Source organism: Providencia sp. PROV040 (genome assembly GCF_032706145.1).
GTDB lineage: Bacteria > Pseudomonadota > Gammaproteobacteria > Enterobacterales > Enterobacteriaceae > Providencia > Providencia hangzhouensis.
This window is the reverse complement of record NZ_CP120530.1, coordinates 552,680-569,510: the sequence shown is the minus strand read 5'-3', so window position 1 is coordinate 569,510 and position 16,831 is coordinate 552,680. Positions and strand designations below refer to the sequence as shown.

The 16,831-nt window shown below is 42.1% G+C and carries 15 protein-coding genes; 1 reads left to right on the top strand and 14 read right to left on the bottom strand.

The annotated features are described in order from the left end of the window. Window positions 1–29: 29 nt before the first annotated feature. From P3L40_RS02460 to P3L40_RS02450, 3 genes are all read right to left on the bottom strand, one after another. Complete coding sequence (locus tag P3L40_RS02460; protein WP_136134393.1) at window positions 30–608, bottom strand: fimbrial protein; 579 nt, start codon at window positions 606–608, stop codon at window positions 30–32. 62 nt (window positions 609–670) lie between these two features. Next, the gene (locus P3L40_RS02455; protein ID WP_004261070.1) at window positions 671–1,258 is read right to left on the bottom strand and encodes a fimbrial protein; all 588 of its coding nucleotides are present in this window, start codon (window positions 1,256–1,258) and stop codon (window positions 671–673) included. A 161-nt stretch (window positions 1,259–1,419) separates the two neighbouring features. Next, window positions 1,420–1,749, bottom strand: a complete 330-nt coding sequence (locus P3L40_RS02450; protein ID WP_036958338.1) for a helix-turn-helix domain-containing protein — start codon at window positions 1,747–1,749, stop codon at window positions 1,420–1,422. 621 nt (window positions 1,750–2,370) lie between these two features. On the opposite strand from P3L40_RS02450, the gene P3L40_RS02445 reads away from it, so the two are divergent. After that, window positions 2,371–2,991, top strand: coding sequence for a flavin reductase family protein (locus tag P3L40_RS02445; protein WP_004261076.1), 621 nt, complete (start codon window positions 2,371–2,373; stop codon window positions 2,989–2,991). A 56-nt stretch (window positions 2,992–3,047) separates the two neighbouring features. Here P3L40_RS02445 and P3L40_RS02440 read toward each other — a convergent pair whose 3' ends face one another. The 11 genes from P3L40_RS02440 to P3L40_RS02390 all read right to left on the bottom strand — a co-directional run bounded on the left by P3L40_RS02440 (window position 3,048) and on the right by P3L40_RS02390 (window position 16,800). Further along, window positions 3,048–3,560, bottom strand: coding sequence for an AAA family ATPase (locus P3L40_RS02440; protein WP_004261079.1), 513 nt, complete (start codon window positions 3,558–3,560; stop codon window positions 3,048–3,050). A gap of 251 nt (window positions 3,561–3,811) precedes the next feature. Further along, the gene (locus P3L40_RS02435) at window positions 3,812–5,458 is read right to left on the bottom strand and encodes a Na+/H+ antiporter (RefSeq protein WP_036958339.1); all 1,647 of its coding nucleotides are present in this window, start codon (window positions 5,456–5,458) and stop codon (window positions 3,812–3,814) included. Window positions 5,459–5,725: 267 nt separating this feature from the next. Beyond that, window positions 5,726–6,274 carry a MarR family winged helix-turn-helix transcriptional regulator gene (locus P3L40_RS02430; protein ID WP_004261083.1) on the bottom strand — a complete coding sequence of 183 codons (549 nt, stop codon included), beginning with the start codon at window positions 6,272–6,274 and terminating at the stop codon, window positions 5,726–5,728. Between the two features lie 79 nt (window positions 6,275–6,353). After that, a complete protein-coding gene (locus P3L40_RS02425) occupies window positions 6,354–7,109 on the bottom strand; it encodes an Asp/Glu racemase (RefSeq protein WP_136134392.1) in 756 nt (251 codons plus the stop codon). Then, a complete protein-coding gene (locus P3L40_RS02420; protein ID WP_136134391.1) occupies window positions 7,106–8,137 on the bottom strand; it encodes a carbon-nitrogen hydrolase family protein in 1,032 nt (343 codons plus the stop codon). Before P3L40_RS02420 ends, P3L40_RS02425 begins: the two co-directional genes overlap by 4 nt. Window positions 8,138–8,146: 9 nt before the next feature. Then, window positions 8,147–9,058 (bottom strand): fumarylacetoacetate hydrolase family protein, encoded by a 912-nt coding sequence (locus P3L40_RS02415; protein ID WP_004261092.1) that lies wholly within the window; start codon window positions 9,056–9,058, stop codon window positions 8,147–8,149. Window positions 9,059–9,158: 100 nt separating this feature from the next. Next, window positions 9,159–10,286 (bottom strand): cupin domain-containing protein, encoded by a 1,128-nt coding sequence (locus P3L40_RS02410; protein WP_136134390.1) that lies wholly within the window; start codon window positions 10,284–10,286, stop codon window positions 9,159–9,161. A 29-nt stretch (window positions 10,287–10,315) separates the two neighbouring features. Beyond that, window positions 10,316–12,613 (bottom strand): bifunctional salicylyl-CoA 5-hydroxylase/oxidoreductase, encoded by a 2,298-nt coding sequence (locus P3L40_RS02405; protein WP_136134389.1) that lies wholly within the window; start codon window positions 12,611–12,613, stop codon window positions 10,316–10,318. A 16-nt stretch (window positions 12,614–12,629) separates the two neighbouring features. Further along, entirely contained in the window at window positions 12,630–13,052 is a 423-nt protein-coding gene (locus P3L40_RS02400; RefSeq protein ID WP_094961443.1) for an acyl-CoA thioesterase, read from the bottom strand. A gap of 10 nt (window positions 13,053–13,062) precedes the next feature. Beyond that, window positions 13,063–14,592, bottom strand: coding sequence for an indolepyruvate oxidoreductase subunit beta family protein (locus P3L40_RS02395; protein ID WP_196732224.1), 1,530 nt, complete (start codon window positions 14,590–14,592; stop codon window positions 13,063–13,065). Between the two features lie 9 nt (window positions 14,593–14,601). Continuing rightward, complete coding sequence (locus P3L40_RS02390) at window positions 14,602–16,800, bottom strand: indolepyruvate ferredoxin oxidoreductase subunit alpha (RefSeq protein WP_094961459.1); 2,199 nt, start codon at window positions 16,798–16,800, stop codon at window positions 14,602–14,604. Between the last annotated feature and the right edge of the window lie 31 nt (window positions 16,801–16,831).

Genomic DNA, 16,831 nt, shown 5'->3' with positions numbered 1-16,831 from the left:
AGCTCATAAAAACATATTCTTCGTGCGTGTTATTGGTAATCGATGAAAAAGCGGATCAGCCCGTAATAATGGCCCGCTTGAATCGGCTGTCCGGTTAATTCCAAACGTAAGAAATAGCGAAGGAAAAGGCTGTATCCTGATTTATCTTGATACAACACATTGTCAGATAATGAATAAACCTTATTAGGCTGTAATCGTATTTTTGAATTGTCTAATACCGATACGCCTAGCCCTTCGGAAGCACCTTGTAGCGTAAAAGCATCAATATATTGCGCACTTTGGCCGACAAAGCGTATTTTCCATGTTTTTAGGTCAATGGTTGAATAAGCACTACCACAATCTTGTAGCTCAATAATAAAAGGCTGATCATGCATTTCTCTTTGCAAGCTATTTGACAAAAAAGCGAGAGCCAAAGAAGAAAAATCAATAGTTTGATAGCGATTTTTCAACGTTATTGAACACGGCGCATCGATAACACTGCCTTTAAGTAATGTTCTTGCATTGACGTTGTAGGGCTTAATAATTTTGGGGTCTGCATATGAGTGAATACTAAAAATAAGCATTATCGACAAGACTATTATATTCATAACCCTTTGATAACTAACCATGCCCCCCCCTCTAGCGAATCAATATTTAACCACCAGTCAATTCTGGCGGTTAAACCATTTAGTTATTGATAGGTAATACGAAAGTTTGTTACTGCGCTGAACTTACCTTCCGATACACTTTTCGTTGTATCAACAGCTTTTGCTAACGCTTTGAAAGATAATACGTTATCTCCTTTTTTATTGATGATACGTGAAAGCACATCTTTAGCTTTTCCAAACTCAAATCCATCAATACCAATTCCTACATTGTTGGTATTACCCGCAGAAGTAGAAAGTAAAGTATTTGCTGCATCCGCATAGCTTTGCCCTGTAAACACTAATTCCATTGATTTAACAGCAATAGGTTTTCCAGCTGTATCAATATCAAAGTCAGTGAAATCACACCCAGTAAATTCAATATTAAATTTCACCTCAGCCACGCGACCATTTTCCAATGCTCGACGAGATAATTGTCCAAAATCAATAACTTGCTTTAGTGAGGATTGCGCTATATTACAAGGAGTACTAACAACGACACCTTCGAAATCAACTGTACCTGTGTTGTCGGCAGCAGAATTTGTTGAAAAAATACCAGCTATTAATGCAGTAAAAATAAATAACCGAGATGATTTTGATAAATAGGGTGCAATATTTAATTTGGTAAATTGCATATATTTTTCCTTTCAATTAAAAAATTAAACTACAATAAATACGCCATTAAATATTCAATAGCGTAAATCTAATTTCGATATTTAATTCAATTAAAGAGGACATAAAACTAAGCATCACCATATGAGTGATTTTTTACTCCAACCACATACCCAATTGAAAATTATCTTTTTTTTGATTCCCCATAATAGTAGAAAAGTGATCTTTCGATGAGATTAAAAAATTCATTTTGTATTCTTATATCTGCAATTTCATTCGAATGATTCACTAGGACTTTGAAAAAAAATTCTAGCCAATTTCTTTCTAATACGCCCAAAAGAGTATTCAATACTTCAACATTAATACCTGTTTCCCCTCTCTCATAACGAGAAACCTGTTGTTGACTTATTTTTAGTATTTTAGCTAGTTGGTACCCTGTTAATGATTTATCAATTCTGGCTTGTCTTAAAAATAACCCAACATCCCGACGTAATAACGCATTTGTTTTTATCATATTAATTCCAATGAATAAAACTCCCATGTGAAATTTTAAATGACTCGTTACGAACTTAAGAATCAGTTTATTTTTACATCTAATAAAAATAGAGAATAATTTAATTTAAATATAGGTTTATTAATTAATTCTGTAAATACGTTTGTATCGATCGAACTTATATAATTTGATAGCTATTTCCTATTAAATTATATAACCCATGTAATATAACTTAGATGCACACACAATAAATATTAAAAATCAAAAGGTTAAAGACAAATAAATCAAGATAATAGCAAGACGAATTAATTAAATATAAAAATATTAACATGCAGAAAATAACGAAATTAAAAGAATAAATTAAAGCTTCTAATTAAAATAAATCAATCCACTGGATTTACACAAAAATAGAGTTAAGCAATAAAGTCAATACTAAAGCTCATAAATAAAATAAAGATAATCATCAATTACTATTTAATTTAATATTATTATATTAAGTTATATCCTCAAACGTTAATATAAGAAAAATTAAAAATAGAATATCCACTTACTGCATTCTTTATGCATTAATAGCATTTATTATTTAAATACCTAACACCTTGTTCAAATATCCGTTAAAGTAACGTTAAAAAGGACTCCAAAATGATAGCAAAGTTTTATAGTTACCAACCACAGCAGGGTCACGGGCTACCCCATGATCCTATCCCATCACTCATTGGTCCTAGACCTATTGGTTGGATATCAACCTGTGATAGTAAAGGTAGAACCAATCTAGCTCCTTATAGTTTTTTCAATATTTTCAATTATTCACCACCTATATTGGCCTTTTCGAGTGTTGGTAAAAAAGATTCAGTAACTAATGCCATCGAAACAGGGGAGTTTGTTTATAACCTTGCTACGCTTTCACTCGGTGAACACGTAAATATGAGTAGTGCCACACTCGCACATGGTGAAAGCGAATTTGTATTAACGGGGCTATCCACCCTCCCTTCAACACTCGTTTCACCGCCTCGTATCGCTCAAACACCCGTTTCAATGGAATGTGTTGTCACACAATATCAGCAACTTAAACGGGCAGATGGGCAACTATTGGATACTTGGATGGTGATGGGAGAAGTCGTCATGGTGCATATTGATGAATCAGCCTTGAATAATGGCTTATATAATTGTGCTAGCCAGAAACCACTATTGCGTGCTGGAGGGCCAGCTGATTACTATTGGATTGAACAGCAGCAAAACCTCAAAATGTATCGACCTAAGTGACCATAAATCTGAGTAATAAGTCTCCTCCATAAGTTTATTACTCAGATATGTTACCTTTATGGATAAAATTTACAGATTAACCGCTCACTACTTGTTGGATAAGAAAAATGTGCCGTAATTAAATCAAACTGCGTTTCAGATGTTTGAAATGGGTTTTCCCCTGCTAAATTACGAGCAACAAGCCTTGCCTTACACTCATCATTACTTACCTGCAATACATGAAATACATAAGATACATCAGATGATTGCGCCAAAGACATTAACCATTGACGCTGTATTGGTGTGTTGGCAGGAAAATCCATCACGATATTATTCCCAGCCTGTATTAATTGCCTAATATGGTCTTCCAATACCTGTTTTACTAAAGCACTTTTTTCGACATAGTGAGCCAATTCATTAATTTCATTAGGATAAAGGGCGGCAAGCCATTCATCTTCACAGAGCAAAATAGTACGAGGGAGGTTAGCCAGTTGTTTCGCTAATGTCGATTTCCCAGAAGCGATTTTCCCACAAAGAAAATGCAAACGAGGTTGTTTTTTTAATAATGGAGATGCTTCTGTTAAATTCATAAATAGTTCCTTACTGAAGAATTAACCAGATAAGGACAAAAAACCCGCCTTATCTGGCGGGTTTAGGATGTAGCTTATCCCCACCACTATGTGATGGTAATAATAATGCTTAAGCTTGCTACAACCTGTGACATATAAATTTCCTAAATTGAATTGTAACCAACCTATCAGAACTCAATACAAGCCGTCAAATTCAGTTGAATTACAATAACAAAAGACCTGAATAAATTCAGGTCGTTTGTTTTCGCTAATTAATGTTTACCATTTTTATGGTGATTCAGAGTCTCTTCTTTTAAATCAAGTTCATCACGTAAACGGTGATACACCCTTTCATTGATATTTTTACTTTTACGCATTTGATATAACGCGTCGCGTTTCGCTTTTAACGCCGACTTAGACATTTCGCGTTCCATATTAATCATCTTATGTAAATCATAGACATCTGACTCAGTTTCATCCGAATTATCGAGTCGTCTGCCATAAATTTCTAATAGTTGCGCCCCAACTTCAGTACGCATAGCAATTTCATCCATATCATCCGATGGGTGGTTCATTAATTCACGTAAATGTGCCATCGCGGCTTCATTTAAAGCTAAACGCGCTCGAATTTCGTCATTATCATAAGGTAAGTCTTGTACTAACCCTTTCGTTAAAATAGGCAGTGCGATACTGGCAATCAATAATGAGCATAAAATCACCCCCATCGCTAAGAAAATAGCCACGTCACGATTCGGGAATAATGAACCATCTGGCATCAATAAAGGTAACGTTAAAATACCCGCTAACGTAATCGCTCCGCGCACACCCGCTGTCGCCATTACTGCCATCATACGAATATGCATAACATCTGCTTCTTTACCGCGACGGCGTTTATGGAAGACGGTTAAAGTCATCGAGATCCACACCCAGCTAAACCGTAAAACTGCCAATGCCACGGTAATAATCGCCACATAAACAAACAGCATCCAAGGATGGCTCGCACCCGCGGCCTCTGCTACAGCAGGCATATTTGTCCACATACCCGGTAACTGTTCACCTAACAAAATGAAAATCATCCCGTTCAACGCAGTTTGTACCGTATCCCACACCGCTTTACTTTGCATACGTGTAGCAGCTTGCATGCGACCTGCAATTTTTTCATAGTGCATCGCAATACCAGCAACTACTGCCGCTAAAATACCGGAAACATGCAAATGTTCAGCTAATAAATAAGCCGTAAATGGCATCAGTAAGCTGATCATAATTTGAATTGCAGGTTCTTCCCCAGTACGCTTAACGAGCAGTTGGTTTAACCAGCCAATTGCCCAAGCCACCAGCAAACCAATTAAAATTCCGCCAAATGCCACTAATACAAATTGCCCAGCCGCTGAAGCAAGGGAAAATGTACCTGTTAACGCAGCGACCACTGCAAAACTAAAGCACACCAGACCCGTTGCATCATTCAACAATGACTCCCCTTCCAAAATATGCGCCATTCGAGATGGCAATGGGGAATTGACAGTCATGGCAGACACGGAAACGGGATCCGTTGGCGATAAAATGGCTGCTAACGCAAAGGCAACAGCTAAAGAAATGGCTGGGATTAACCAATGTATAAAGAAGCCCATACCAATCACTGTTACAACCACTAAACCTATGGCTAGCGACATGATCGGTTTAATTTCTTGAAATAAGGCTTCTTTAGGGATACGCCATCCATCAAGGAATAATAAAGGAGGAATAAATAAAAATAGAAATAGATGAGGCTCAAATTCAACTGTAAAACCGTATAAAGACAAGCCAGCCCCTAGTGCTATCTGGATCAGGGGTAATGGAATAATATCTTTGAGCAGTCGTGAAACAAAAACGCTCACAACAACGGCTAATAAAAAAACGAGTACAAGTGTCACTACTGACATTGATTGCTCCATGTTTAGCTAATCATTAATTATCAGTTATGAAGTAAATAGATAAAATGAATCAATGTAAAGTGGCAATTAATCAATCGATACAAAAATAATAAAATTAAGAAATAGCCTATCTATCATCAGGTTGCAAAAATTACCACTGACTTAAATGCCCCATAAGAAACTTATTTATCTATTTGATAAATAAATATTTAAACGCAATATCAATAATAAGTTATGTATTGCCATCAAAAATAGAACTAAACCATCATTAATCGACTATTTTGTTGTTTCTTTAGATAAATTTAGGCTACCTGATTTTTTTCTTTTTAGCTTTTTTTCATTATTTTTATCGGAAGTGCTTTTATCTGCAGTATTGGTGTTTTCTATACTATGCCGCTCAATTAATTCTTGTAGCACTTGCTTAAGAATCTTACTTTTACGTAGCCCCAAGGGAGCTAAAACAACTTCTTCGTGTTGCTGAGCTGCAATAAGTAAACCATCAACTAGTGACATTCCACTTGATGTCACACTGACAAGTGTTATGCGCTTATCACTACCATTATGGTTACTGTGGCGAACCACGTGCCCTTGCTGTTCTAGCCGTTGTAGTACGCGAGTAATTGTCGGTTGTTTACTGACTGTTTTTTGTGAGAGCTCTGTAATCCCCATCGAGCCATTACCTGCTAGTGTGGATAACACTCTCCACTCTAATATTGACAAACCTTTTTCTTCAACAATGGCATGAAACTCAGATGAAACCAACATCCAAGCCTGCCCCAATAGGGCAGGCAAATAATTATCAACAAAAACCTTTGAGTTTGCCATTCGCTCCCCTTGATAACATCTTGAATTATTGCATTTGATTACAACCCCTCAAGAGTAGCAGAAGTCGGCGATAATTCAGCTAAAACTTTCCACTTAGCAATGAACCAAACCCATCAACACGAGTTTCTAAACCCAACTTTTTTAACATCATATAGGTCGTCGCCACCGAAGAAGACAGTACAGGTAAACCAACTCGGTCTTCAATTAATTGTATTGAGGGTAGCGAAGGCATTTGCACACATGCAGAAGCCACAATTGCATCTACTTGGGTATTGAGTTTTTTCGTAATTTCCACTGGTGCTAATGGGTTTTGCCGGCCCACATCTAAATTATCTGGAATTTCCAATGAAATACTATCTACCACTTCAATGCCTTCACTTTCGATATAATCAATCACTAACTGCGTCAACGGCTTCATATAAGGCGTTAAAATAGACACTTTTTTAGCGCCCATTACATGTAAGCCGTCAACTAATGCCCCAGCGCTAGTCACTACAGGTGCTGGATGGCCGTTATCTACCGTACGTTGAAACAAACGTTTTTCTGAAATGCGATGATAACCTTTCCCCATGCTCATAATCGCAACTAAACAGGCATATCCCAGCACATCAACCGCAGCATCTGACAATTCAATAGCGCAGCGGTCACTATCGGAGTCCATTTTTGCCAGCTCCTCTTTGGTAACTTTTTGCATACGCATACGGCTTGAATGGAAGGTAAAGCGATCCGCAAACAGAGCTTCTCTTGCCCGTAATATAGCCGGAATTTCTGTTTCCATCGTGGTATTTGATGACGGGACAATCTGCCCAATACGATATGTACGTGCTAAACTCATATCTCCCTCTCCCCAAATGACTCACCTGATTCTGGAAATACATTTAAAGCTTCATCTTCTTGCCCATTACCGTGAAAACGTGCTGCCGTTAATGGCCGGCGGTTCACCTGTAAATCAAAGATATCAAAACGGTTATAATGCCCTGTAATATCATGCATTTGTCGTGGTTGAATACAGCGATTTAAATCAATTTCACCGTAAACAATCCCTTCTTTGTCAACCAATGGTTCGCCTACAACTCGTCCATCAGGCCCGATAATTCCTGAGAAAGCGCTATTTGGCCGAGCCAGTAACTCACGTGCTTCTGGGTGAGTTGCAGACATTGCATCCATAATCTCTTCTGACACTGTCGAACAGGAAACAATCGTAAAAACTTTGCCTTCGAAACAGTGGGCAGATGCGCGTAAACGAATCGCTTCGGCCATGTCATAGTCTTTTGGTGCAACGGGTAAGGCGATATAGCTCGCAATATGGACTAACTCGCCTTGCGCCAATAGAGCAAAACGCGCCAATGTATTGGTGTTTTCCCCACAGGCCAACGCCCCAAGAGGCCCAATACTGGTTTGATGAACTTCTAGTGAAGAGGCATCTCCATTTGCCCACGTCAGTTTTTCTGCCCATGTTGGGACTAATTTACGATGGCGCCCCAGAATTCTTCCTTCATCAGAAATCGTCACTAATGTATTATATAACGTAGCGATTCCATTAGGGTTCCGCTCATTCACACCAATTACAACATTGATGTGGTGGCGTGCGGCAGCTTGAGCAATTTTTTGTATTTCAGGCCCTGGGACTTCAATGGCAGATTTGCACAGTTTTTCAAACCATGGACTGCCATCTATCGGGTTCATCACCCAACTCCAATAAGGGTAACCAGAAATAAAAACCTCTGGAAATGCAACCAATTTCGCTCCGTTATCCGCCGCCTCTTCAATTAAACGACAAACTTTATCTACCGTAGCATTGGTATCGAGAAACACCGGAGCGGCTTGTACCGCAGCGGCTTTAAACGTCTGCAAATTAAGCATACTTCCCCCTTAAACGGCGACAACTGGATGGCGCAATTCACCAATATTCTCAACATATGCTTCAATCACATCCCCCGGCCAGACCCATTCTTGAGGTGTTCTTCCCGCCCCTACCCCTTCAGGAGTGCCTGTTGCAATAATGTCACCTGGTTCTAATGTGATCCCTTGGCTAATATCTTCAATCAATGTATTCACATTAAATAACATGTGGCGTGTATTTGAGGATTGTTTGGTTACACCATTCACCTTCAAGCTTAAATCTAAGGTATGAGGATCTGGAATCTCATCAGCAGTGACAATGCATGGCCCAAATGGTGCATAGGTATCTTGCCCTTTAGAATAAATCCATTGCCCAGCACGGCGGCAATCACGCGCACTCATATCAATCATCAAGCTGTAGCCAAACACATAATTAAGAGCATCTTTTGCCACGACACTTTTCGCACGAGTGCCAATAATCACCGCCAACTCCACTTCCCAGTCTAATTGTTGGGTAATTTTGGCGTTATGTTCAATGGCATCTCCCGGCCCAATCACTGTGGTTGGGGGCTTAGAAAAGATAACGGGTTGTTTTGGAAGATCTTTTGAGGTGTCTAATGTACGGCTGGATTCCGCCACGTGTTCAACATAGTTTAAGCCAATACCAAAAATATTTTTACGTGGGCGAGGTATCGGCGCCAAAATTTTCACATTTTGTACAGGCCATGCAGTCCCTGCTGGGAATTGCCCTTGATATGTATTCAGAAGTTCTGTACCAACACGCACACCTTGTGGGCCTAAATCGATAAAGTCCAACATATTATCAGGCAAGTACAGCCCTTGCTCTTGTGCCAGAAGGGCTAAATCCACTACTTGTTGATTAACAACTGCTCCTAAACGGGCTGCCGCGGTCACATCAGAACGATAAGTTATTAAGCGCATTTTCTTTCTCCTTGAATGAGGTGATTGCCTCACTCACTTCTTCACGTAAATTGGAATAATAAAATTATTTATATTAATCAATAAGAAATATAATACTCACCTAGGTAACGACTTTCTGGTGACCGTCATTTTCTACTAGAGCCTCTTCATAATAGAGCCCCAAAGAGTGCATTACGGGTAAATCATTAAAGCAAAACAGACAAGCATCTTCGGTTTGTGAGGTATTCACATGTTCATGGAACATCCACGATGGCACACAGAAAATATCACGCTCTTGCCAATCAAAGCGTTGCCCATTGATCACGGAGTACCCTTGCCCTTTCGCTACTTGATAAATAAAACTTCCCGTATGGCGATGAGCTTTACCAACAAAGCCCGGACGCAGTAATTGCATACTCGCTCCAATGGTTGGCATCACAGGTCCTCCTGTGAGCGGGTTAGTGTAGTGCATCAAAACATCATCAAATACTGAGCCATCCGCTGCCTTCGCTGCACGGCACAACGCCTCGTAGGTTGGCCCCCATTGGTATTTAAATAATGGTGAATAAGGTTTATCCCAGCCGATATCGTGAGGACGTAATGCGGTTCCTCCCCACATACCAACGGGGTAATCGATAGGTCGTGTTTGTGTTTGATGTAAGTCAGGATGCACTTTGTAAAACCCAGCTTCCATGGCATTGACTAACGGGATATCCAATCCATCTTGCCAGATACAAGGTAAACCATCTTCCGAAACGCCGTGTTCATGCCATGTCCCATTCGGCGTCAGTACAAAGTCGTTGGCTTCTAGCATCATTTTTTGCCCTTCGACAATGGTATATGCCCCACGCCCTTCCATAATAAAACGCAATGCTGAGGATGAGTGGGCATGAGCCGAAGCGGCTTCTCCCGGATGCATGACTTGTAAACCTGAGTATAGCCAACCTACTGCAGCAGCCACTTCTTGGCGGCCGGGATTATTCAGATAGATCACGCGACGCCCCGCTTTTTCTGGTGTCACCAGTTCAACTGAGCGCAACACATGTTCGCGTAAATCACGGTAGCGCCACAGCACAGGAACTGAGCTTGATTTGGGTTGCCACGGTTCAATCTTGTTTGCGACCGTCCATAATGCACCTGTCTTCAACGCATCTAGTTCTTGGTAATACGCCACTAGCTCAGGGGTATCTGCCACATCGGCACGCCCTGCCACATTTTCTCGGTATTGGTCATGGGAGTGTGTATTCATGCTATTTTCCTCTTTGTTTGCCAAAGCCTTTAACGCGACTTCAAGGATTGAACGAGTTGCTGACGCCCATATTCATATGGTGCCGGCCAACGAGTTTCCCACCCATAACGCGCACATTCATGTAAGACCCATGCAGGGTCAGAAAGTAATGGCCGAGATAAAGCACATAAATCCGCCCGCCCAGCGGCAATAATGCTGTTGACTTGGTCAGCATCAGTAATAGCACCTACAGCAATAACCGGTATTCCAGCTTCATTACGAATACGGTCTGCCATTGGTGTTTGGTACATCCGGCCATAGACCGGTTGCTGTTGCGGTGACACTTCACCTGAAGAGCAGTCAATCATATCTGCGCCCGCTTGCTTCATTGCACGGCCAATTTCCACCGCGTCATCAACCGTAGTCCCGCCATCCACCCAATCCGTCGATGAAATACGTACACTCAAAGGTTTTGACCACACCTGACGCACAGCACTAATGATGGCTAACGGAAAACGTAAGCGATTTTCTAACGTTCCACCGTAGTTATCTGTACGCTGATTAGTTAATGGAGAAATAAAGCTCGACAGTAGATAACCGTGCCCGGCTTGCAGTTCAAGCCAGTCAAAACCAGCCGTTTCTGCTCGTTTTGCTGCAGCAACAAATTGGTCAATCACCGTAGTCATTTGTGCCTCGGATAGCTCTACCGGAGTTTGTGAGATATTCGGTAAATAAGGCAACGCTGAAGCAGAAACTAACGGCCAGTTATCTGCATCCATTGGGTGATTTTCTTTCTCCCACCCTCGCTGAGTTGAACCACGACGCCCTGCATGGCCTAATTGAATGCCAATTTTGGCATCCGTTTTTTGATGAATAAAATCAGTCACACGTTGCCAAGCAGTAACTTGCTCGTCATTCCAAATACCGACACAGCCTTTTGTCACACGGGCATCGGGGGCTATAGCCGTCATTTCAGTCATCACTAGACCCACACCACCTAATGCGCGGCTTCCCAGATGTACCAAATGAAAATCATCGGGTATACCCTGATTAGCGCAATACAACAATGTTGGTGACGCAACCACACGGTTATTAAGAGTGATACCTCGTACATGATAAGGTGTCAGCATAGGGGGCACTTTTGCCTTTGAAGTCACACCTGTTTGTTCCGCAAACCACTGCTCATAGTTTTCCAACCATACAGCATCACGCACGCGCAAATTTTCATGAGATATACGCTGTGAACGCGTTAAGAGAGAGTAGGAAAATTGCTCTGGCGCTAAATTTTCATAACGACAGACATTTTCAAACCATTCTGTCGAATTGCGTGCCGCATTCTGAATTTTCAGAACTTCGATGCTGCGAACCTTCTGGTAATGCACAAGCCCTTTACGTAAATCACCCCCTGAAGTTTTCAAGCTTTCACACAGCTCAATAGCATCTTCTAGTGCTAATTTAGTCCCAGAACCAATAGAGAAATGGGCGGTATGTGCCGCGTCACCCATTAAGACCACAGGAACGTCTTTACCTTGAGCGGGCTGCATCCAATGCACCCAATTTTCACAAATGACCCGAGGAAAGCGGATCCAAATTGCGGCACCACGTAAATGCGCTGCGTTAGCAATCAGTTTTTCACCATCAAGCCATGGCGCAAATAGTTTTTCACAATAAGCGATGCCATCCTCTTGAGACATTTGGTCAATACCGGCTTTAAGCCAAGTTTCTTCCGTCGTCTCCACAATAAAGGTCGATAACCCTTCTTGAAATTGGTAGGCATGAACTTGAAACCATCCATGCTCATTTTTGGCGAATAAGAAGGTAAAGGCGTCAAAAATCTTCTTTGTACCTAGCCAAACAAAACGGCAACGACGTGGGTCAATATCTGGTTTAAATACGTTTTCATAACGCGTACGCACCGTACTATTAATGCCATCAGAAGCGATAAGCAAATCAGCTTGGTACTCACGAGCAATCGCTTGGTCATCCGTTACTTGGGTTTCGAATACCAGCTCCACCCCCAATTCCACACAACGGTCTTGTAATATATTGAGTAACTTTTTACGCCCAATGCCGATAAACCCGTGGCCACCACTGCGGTTACATACACCTTTAAAGTGCACATCGATATCATCCCAGTGGCTAAATTCCGCAGAAATAGTTTCAGCAGAAACAGGGTCCGCTTGGCGCAAATTACTGAGCGTGGCATCAGAAAATACCACTCCCCAGCCAAAAGTGTCATAAGGACGATTACGTTCCACCACCACTACACGGTTCTTTGGGTTCTGTAGTTTCATCAGCAACCCGAAATAAAGCCCTGCGGGACCACCGCCAATACACACAATATTCATGGAACTTCTCCTTTACTTACACTGGTTGCTGAGCGGTTAATGCCTGATACAAGGCGTCTGGAATGGGGATGGCTTGATGCGTTTCTAATGACGTCGTGACATAAGTTTGCGTCACTTGCATGCGCAGTACTCCATCAACACCGACACAGCGTTGATGTAACGTCAGAGACTTGCGACCAATACGCTGTACATGTAGCTCTAACATCACGTTATCCCCCATTTTGCTAATGGCCTTGAACTCCGCTTCTAGGTGTACTGTCGGCAAGCCAAAGCGTTGTTCCATGATGTAACCCGCAAAGCCTTGAGGGACTAATTCATCAACCCAACGTTCAAGTAAATTGTTAAACATCACGAAATACTGGGGGTAAAACACAATCCCTGCGGGGTCACACTCCGAAAAATGAATTTTATGTGGCTTAGTAAATATCAGTAAACTCATGATGTTATCCTTAATTCATCGCTAAACGTTGACGGCATTTTTCCAATTCTTTCCCATGTTCATCAGCCAATGCGGCTTCACGTAGTTCACGTAAATTAATGGGGGCGAGTTTGTTCCCTTGCTGCGCAACGATGTCCATTAAGATTTTAAAATTACGCAACCCTCTCGCATGAGTGTCGCTATACCCCTTAACCACGCGTTGGCATTGGGTAATTTCGGTTGCAAGTGCAGGGTTAGCTTTCGCTGCTTCAATTACAACCGCTAGCCACTTTTCGATACGCTGCGTTTCTAGTTGATAACGTAACGTCGAACGTCGGCCTTTTCGCCATGCGGCTAATAGATACAACTGTAAAAAACCTAATAAAGAACTGGTAGTGATCGTGCGCCCCTTTTCGGTCATTTTGCGAAGCGCTTTGTGTAACCAATGTGGACGCATTAACCAACGACCTAAATTTTTGGGAAGCGTTTCGCAAATTTCTTCAATTCTTGGATGCATAAATTCATTGATCTCCAATAATTGATTATCTTTTGCCTGTACTTCATTGCGAACGCGAGAAAAGCGGCTATCACGAATTTTAAGGTCAGCCACTCGGATGGTGTCTTCATAGGACATCCAAAGGGCTAAGTGGCGCGCAAGCGCACGTTGCAAACGCTCATCTTGCCCGCCATCTTGCGCAAAGAGGTTATTGAGGCGATCCAAATATAAAGTGGCATAGGCAGGGTCTTGGTAGTCTATAAGTCGGCGAGTCCCTTCAGTCACGAGATACTGCACATGAGGAGAGAATTCATGTTGGATACGAGCTAATAGTTGCGATACCTGCTTATTTTTTGGTGAATATACGGTGTTCTTTGTGGACTCCGGCTGATATGCATCTTCGGGTTTAGCCGCTTTTTCTGCTCCTAATGTAAACGCTCGCAAGCTTGGCTTTACGCCAACACCTCCACGTACAATCGTTTCTTCAAATTGTGCGCGGCTAAATGGCAAAACACCGGAACCAAACAGCGCACCAAATAAAACAGCACTAATCACACTGCCACTTTCTTGTGCTGCTTGTGCCATATCAAAGTGAATAAACTGACGCGCAGATGCCGCAGTGTGGCGAATTAATGCTTGGCTATCGACTCGCCCATCACCCATGGCTGATTTTTCCGCGATAGAGTAAACCCGGTGTGTTGAACTGATCAATGTTGTGCGCTCTGGGGTAACAAAGCCGCGCTGTACTGCTCTGCCTGCTTCCATTAACTCAGAGGCCAAAACAACATCAACATCACCGGGCATCGGCATAAGCGCTAATACAGGAGAAGGGGTTTGTGGGTTATCAGCACCTGGGAATAATTCCACATAATAAATTGTTGCCCCCGTGCGCTGTGCCACGCCAGGCACTGAAGTCGTTTGAGCAAAATAACCGTTTTCTTCACCTAGGTTGACAACCCAGTCGGCAAGTACTCCACCGCCTTCGCCGCCCATGGCTAAAATGGCAATTTTAATCGGCTGTAATGCGACTTTTGTTGATGGTAATGCAGTTGATAAAGAATTCATGCATCCCCCTTAGAAACTAAATTGTTCACGACGACGTGCGTCACGACGCTGTAAATAGCCAATAAACCAACCGCGTACACGATGACGCAATTTGTCCCAGCCATTAGGGTTAGTAATAATTTGAGCTTTAAAAAAAGAAGGGCACAAGACAGCAGCGTGAGAGACTTCACCACATAGCCCACAACCGACACAGCTATCCATCACTGTTGCAACCGGGTCTGTTCTTAATGGGTCTTGGCTTGGTTTAATTGATAAAGACGGGCAACCAGATAAACGAATACAAGAGTGATCCCCGGTACAGGTATCAGGGTCGACACCAAAACGCTCACGTACCACTCGTTTGCCTGCGGCAACATCACTACGCACTTTTTTCTTTTCGCGGCGTTGTTTGTTCAACATACATTCGCTTTGCGCAATCAGAACCTTGGGCCCTTGCTCATCGGTTGTTAAAGCTTCACGTAACGTATTTGTCATGGTTTTTAAGTCATAGGTGTGTTTAATGGTTTTCACCCAATTAACACCCACCCCTTTCACCGCTTTTTCAATTTCATGACCAGTACTACGGGTTGGATTCAACGCTGTCGAAGAGAGAATATCTTGCCCTCCTGTCGCAGAGGTATAGCTGTTATCAACCACAATAGTTAAGTTATCGCTACGGTTAAAAACACTATTGGCAATACCACTGGTTAAACCGTTATGCCAGAACCCCCCATCTCCCATCACTGAAATCGCGCGTTTCCCAGCCTTTGCATTCAAAGCCGCAGCCCCTGCGCCTCCTAGCCCATAGCCCATGGTGGTATTCCCCAAATTAAAGGGCGGTAGAATAGAAAATAAATGACAGCCGATATCCGCACTCACATGATGTTCGCCTAATTCACGCTCCACCAACTTCATCGCAGTAAAAATAGGCCTTTCGGGGCAACCTGTGCAAAACCCTGGTGGGCGCGCATGGACAGATTCATCTAATGTTGGCTCTGCTGCATTCACGTATTCAGGTAAAGATTCTTCAGATTTTTGAGTGGCAATATTAATCGTTGGAATACGAATCTGTTTTGCAGCCGCTTTGACTTGTGGAGCTATCTTTCCATAGCATTCAAAAAACGAACGTAAACCCGCAAGCACTGTTGCAGTATTATATTCCCCCGCCATTGGCAGCATATCCTTACCATGCAGGGCAATATCAATCTTGCGTTGACGCAAAATATTCGCCACATTTTGCTCAACAAAATTTGGCTGGCCTTCTTCCAAAACTAGAATGGCTTTTTTATGACGACAAAAGCGTTCAAATTCATCGTCAATCAATGGATAAGCCACATTCATCACATATAAAGGAATTTGGCTATTACCAAAAACATCCGCTAGCCCTAGCTGATTTAATGCGCGGATCAACGTGTTGTAACAACCGCCTTGTAGCGCAATTCCAACATCATCCGAGTCTTCTGAAAAAAATTCATTTAACTCATGTTGTTGAATAAATTTAATTGCAGCGGGCCAGCGAGCTTCAATTTTTTCTTTTTCATGTAAGAAACTAGCAGGGGGTAATACTATGCGACTGACGTCTCGAGTTGGGTTCTCAAGCGCATCTTTGACGGTAAATTTAGGGCGCTGATTATCTGCGCAAACAAATTGCCCGTGAACGTGACAAGAACGAATACGCATTTGTAACATAACGGGTGTATTACTGGCTTCAGAGAGCTCAAAACCATCTTTCACGGCTTGAACGATAGACGGTAAATTGGGCCGAGGGTCAAGCAACCACATCTGCGATTTCATCGCAAAAGCATGGCTACGCTCTTGCATAATAGAAGAGCCCTCACCATAGTCTTCACCAACAATAATTAAAGCACCACCTAACACACCACCCGAAGCTAAGTTAGCTAAGGCATCAGATGCGACATTCGTCCCCACTGTTGCTTTAAAAGTCACAGCTCCACGTAGTGGATAATTAACTGAGGCTGCTAAGGTTGCCGCTGCAGTTGCTTCACTTGCGCTATTTTCAAAGCGAATACCATATTCAGATAAAATATCTTGTGCGTCAGCAAGGACATCCATCAAATGGGAGATAGGAGCACCTTGATATCCCGCAACATAAGATACACCCGACTCTAATAGCGCTTTTGTAACAGCAAGGATCCCTTCACCACTGAAGGTTTCACCTTGCCCTTGCCGTAATTTTTGAACTTCTTGTACAAACGATCGCTCAGCCATTTTAACCTCACCAATCAACATCAGAACGTTT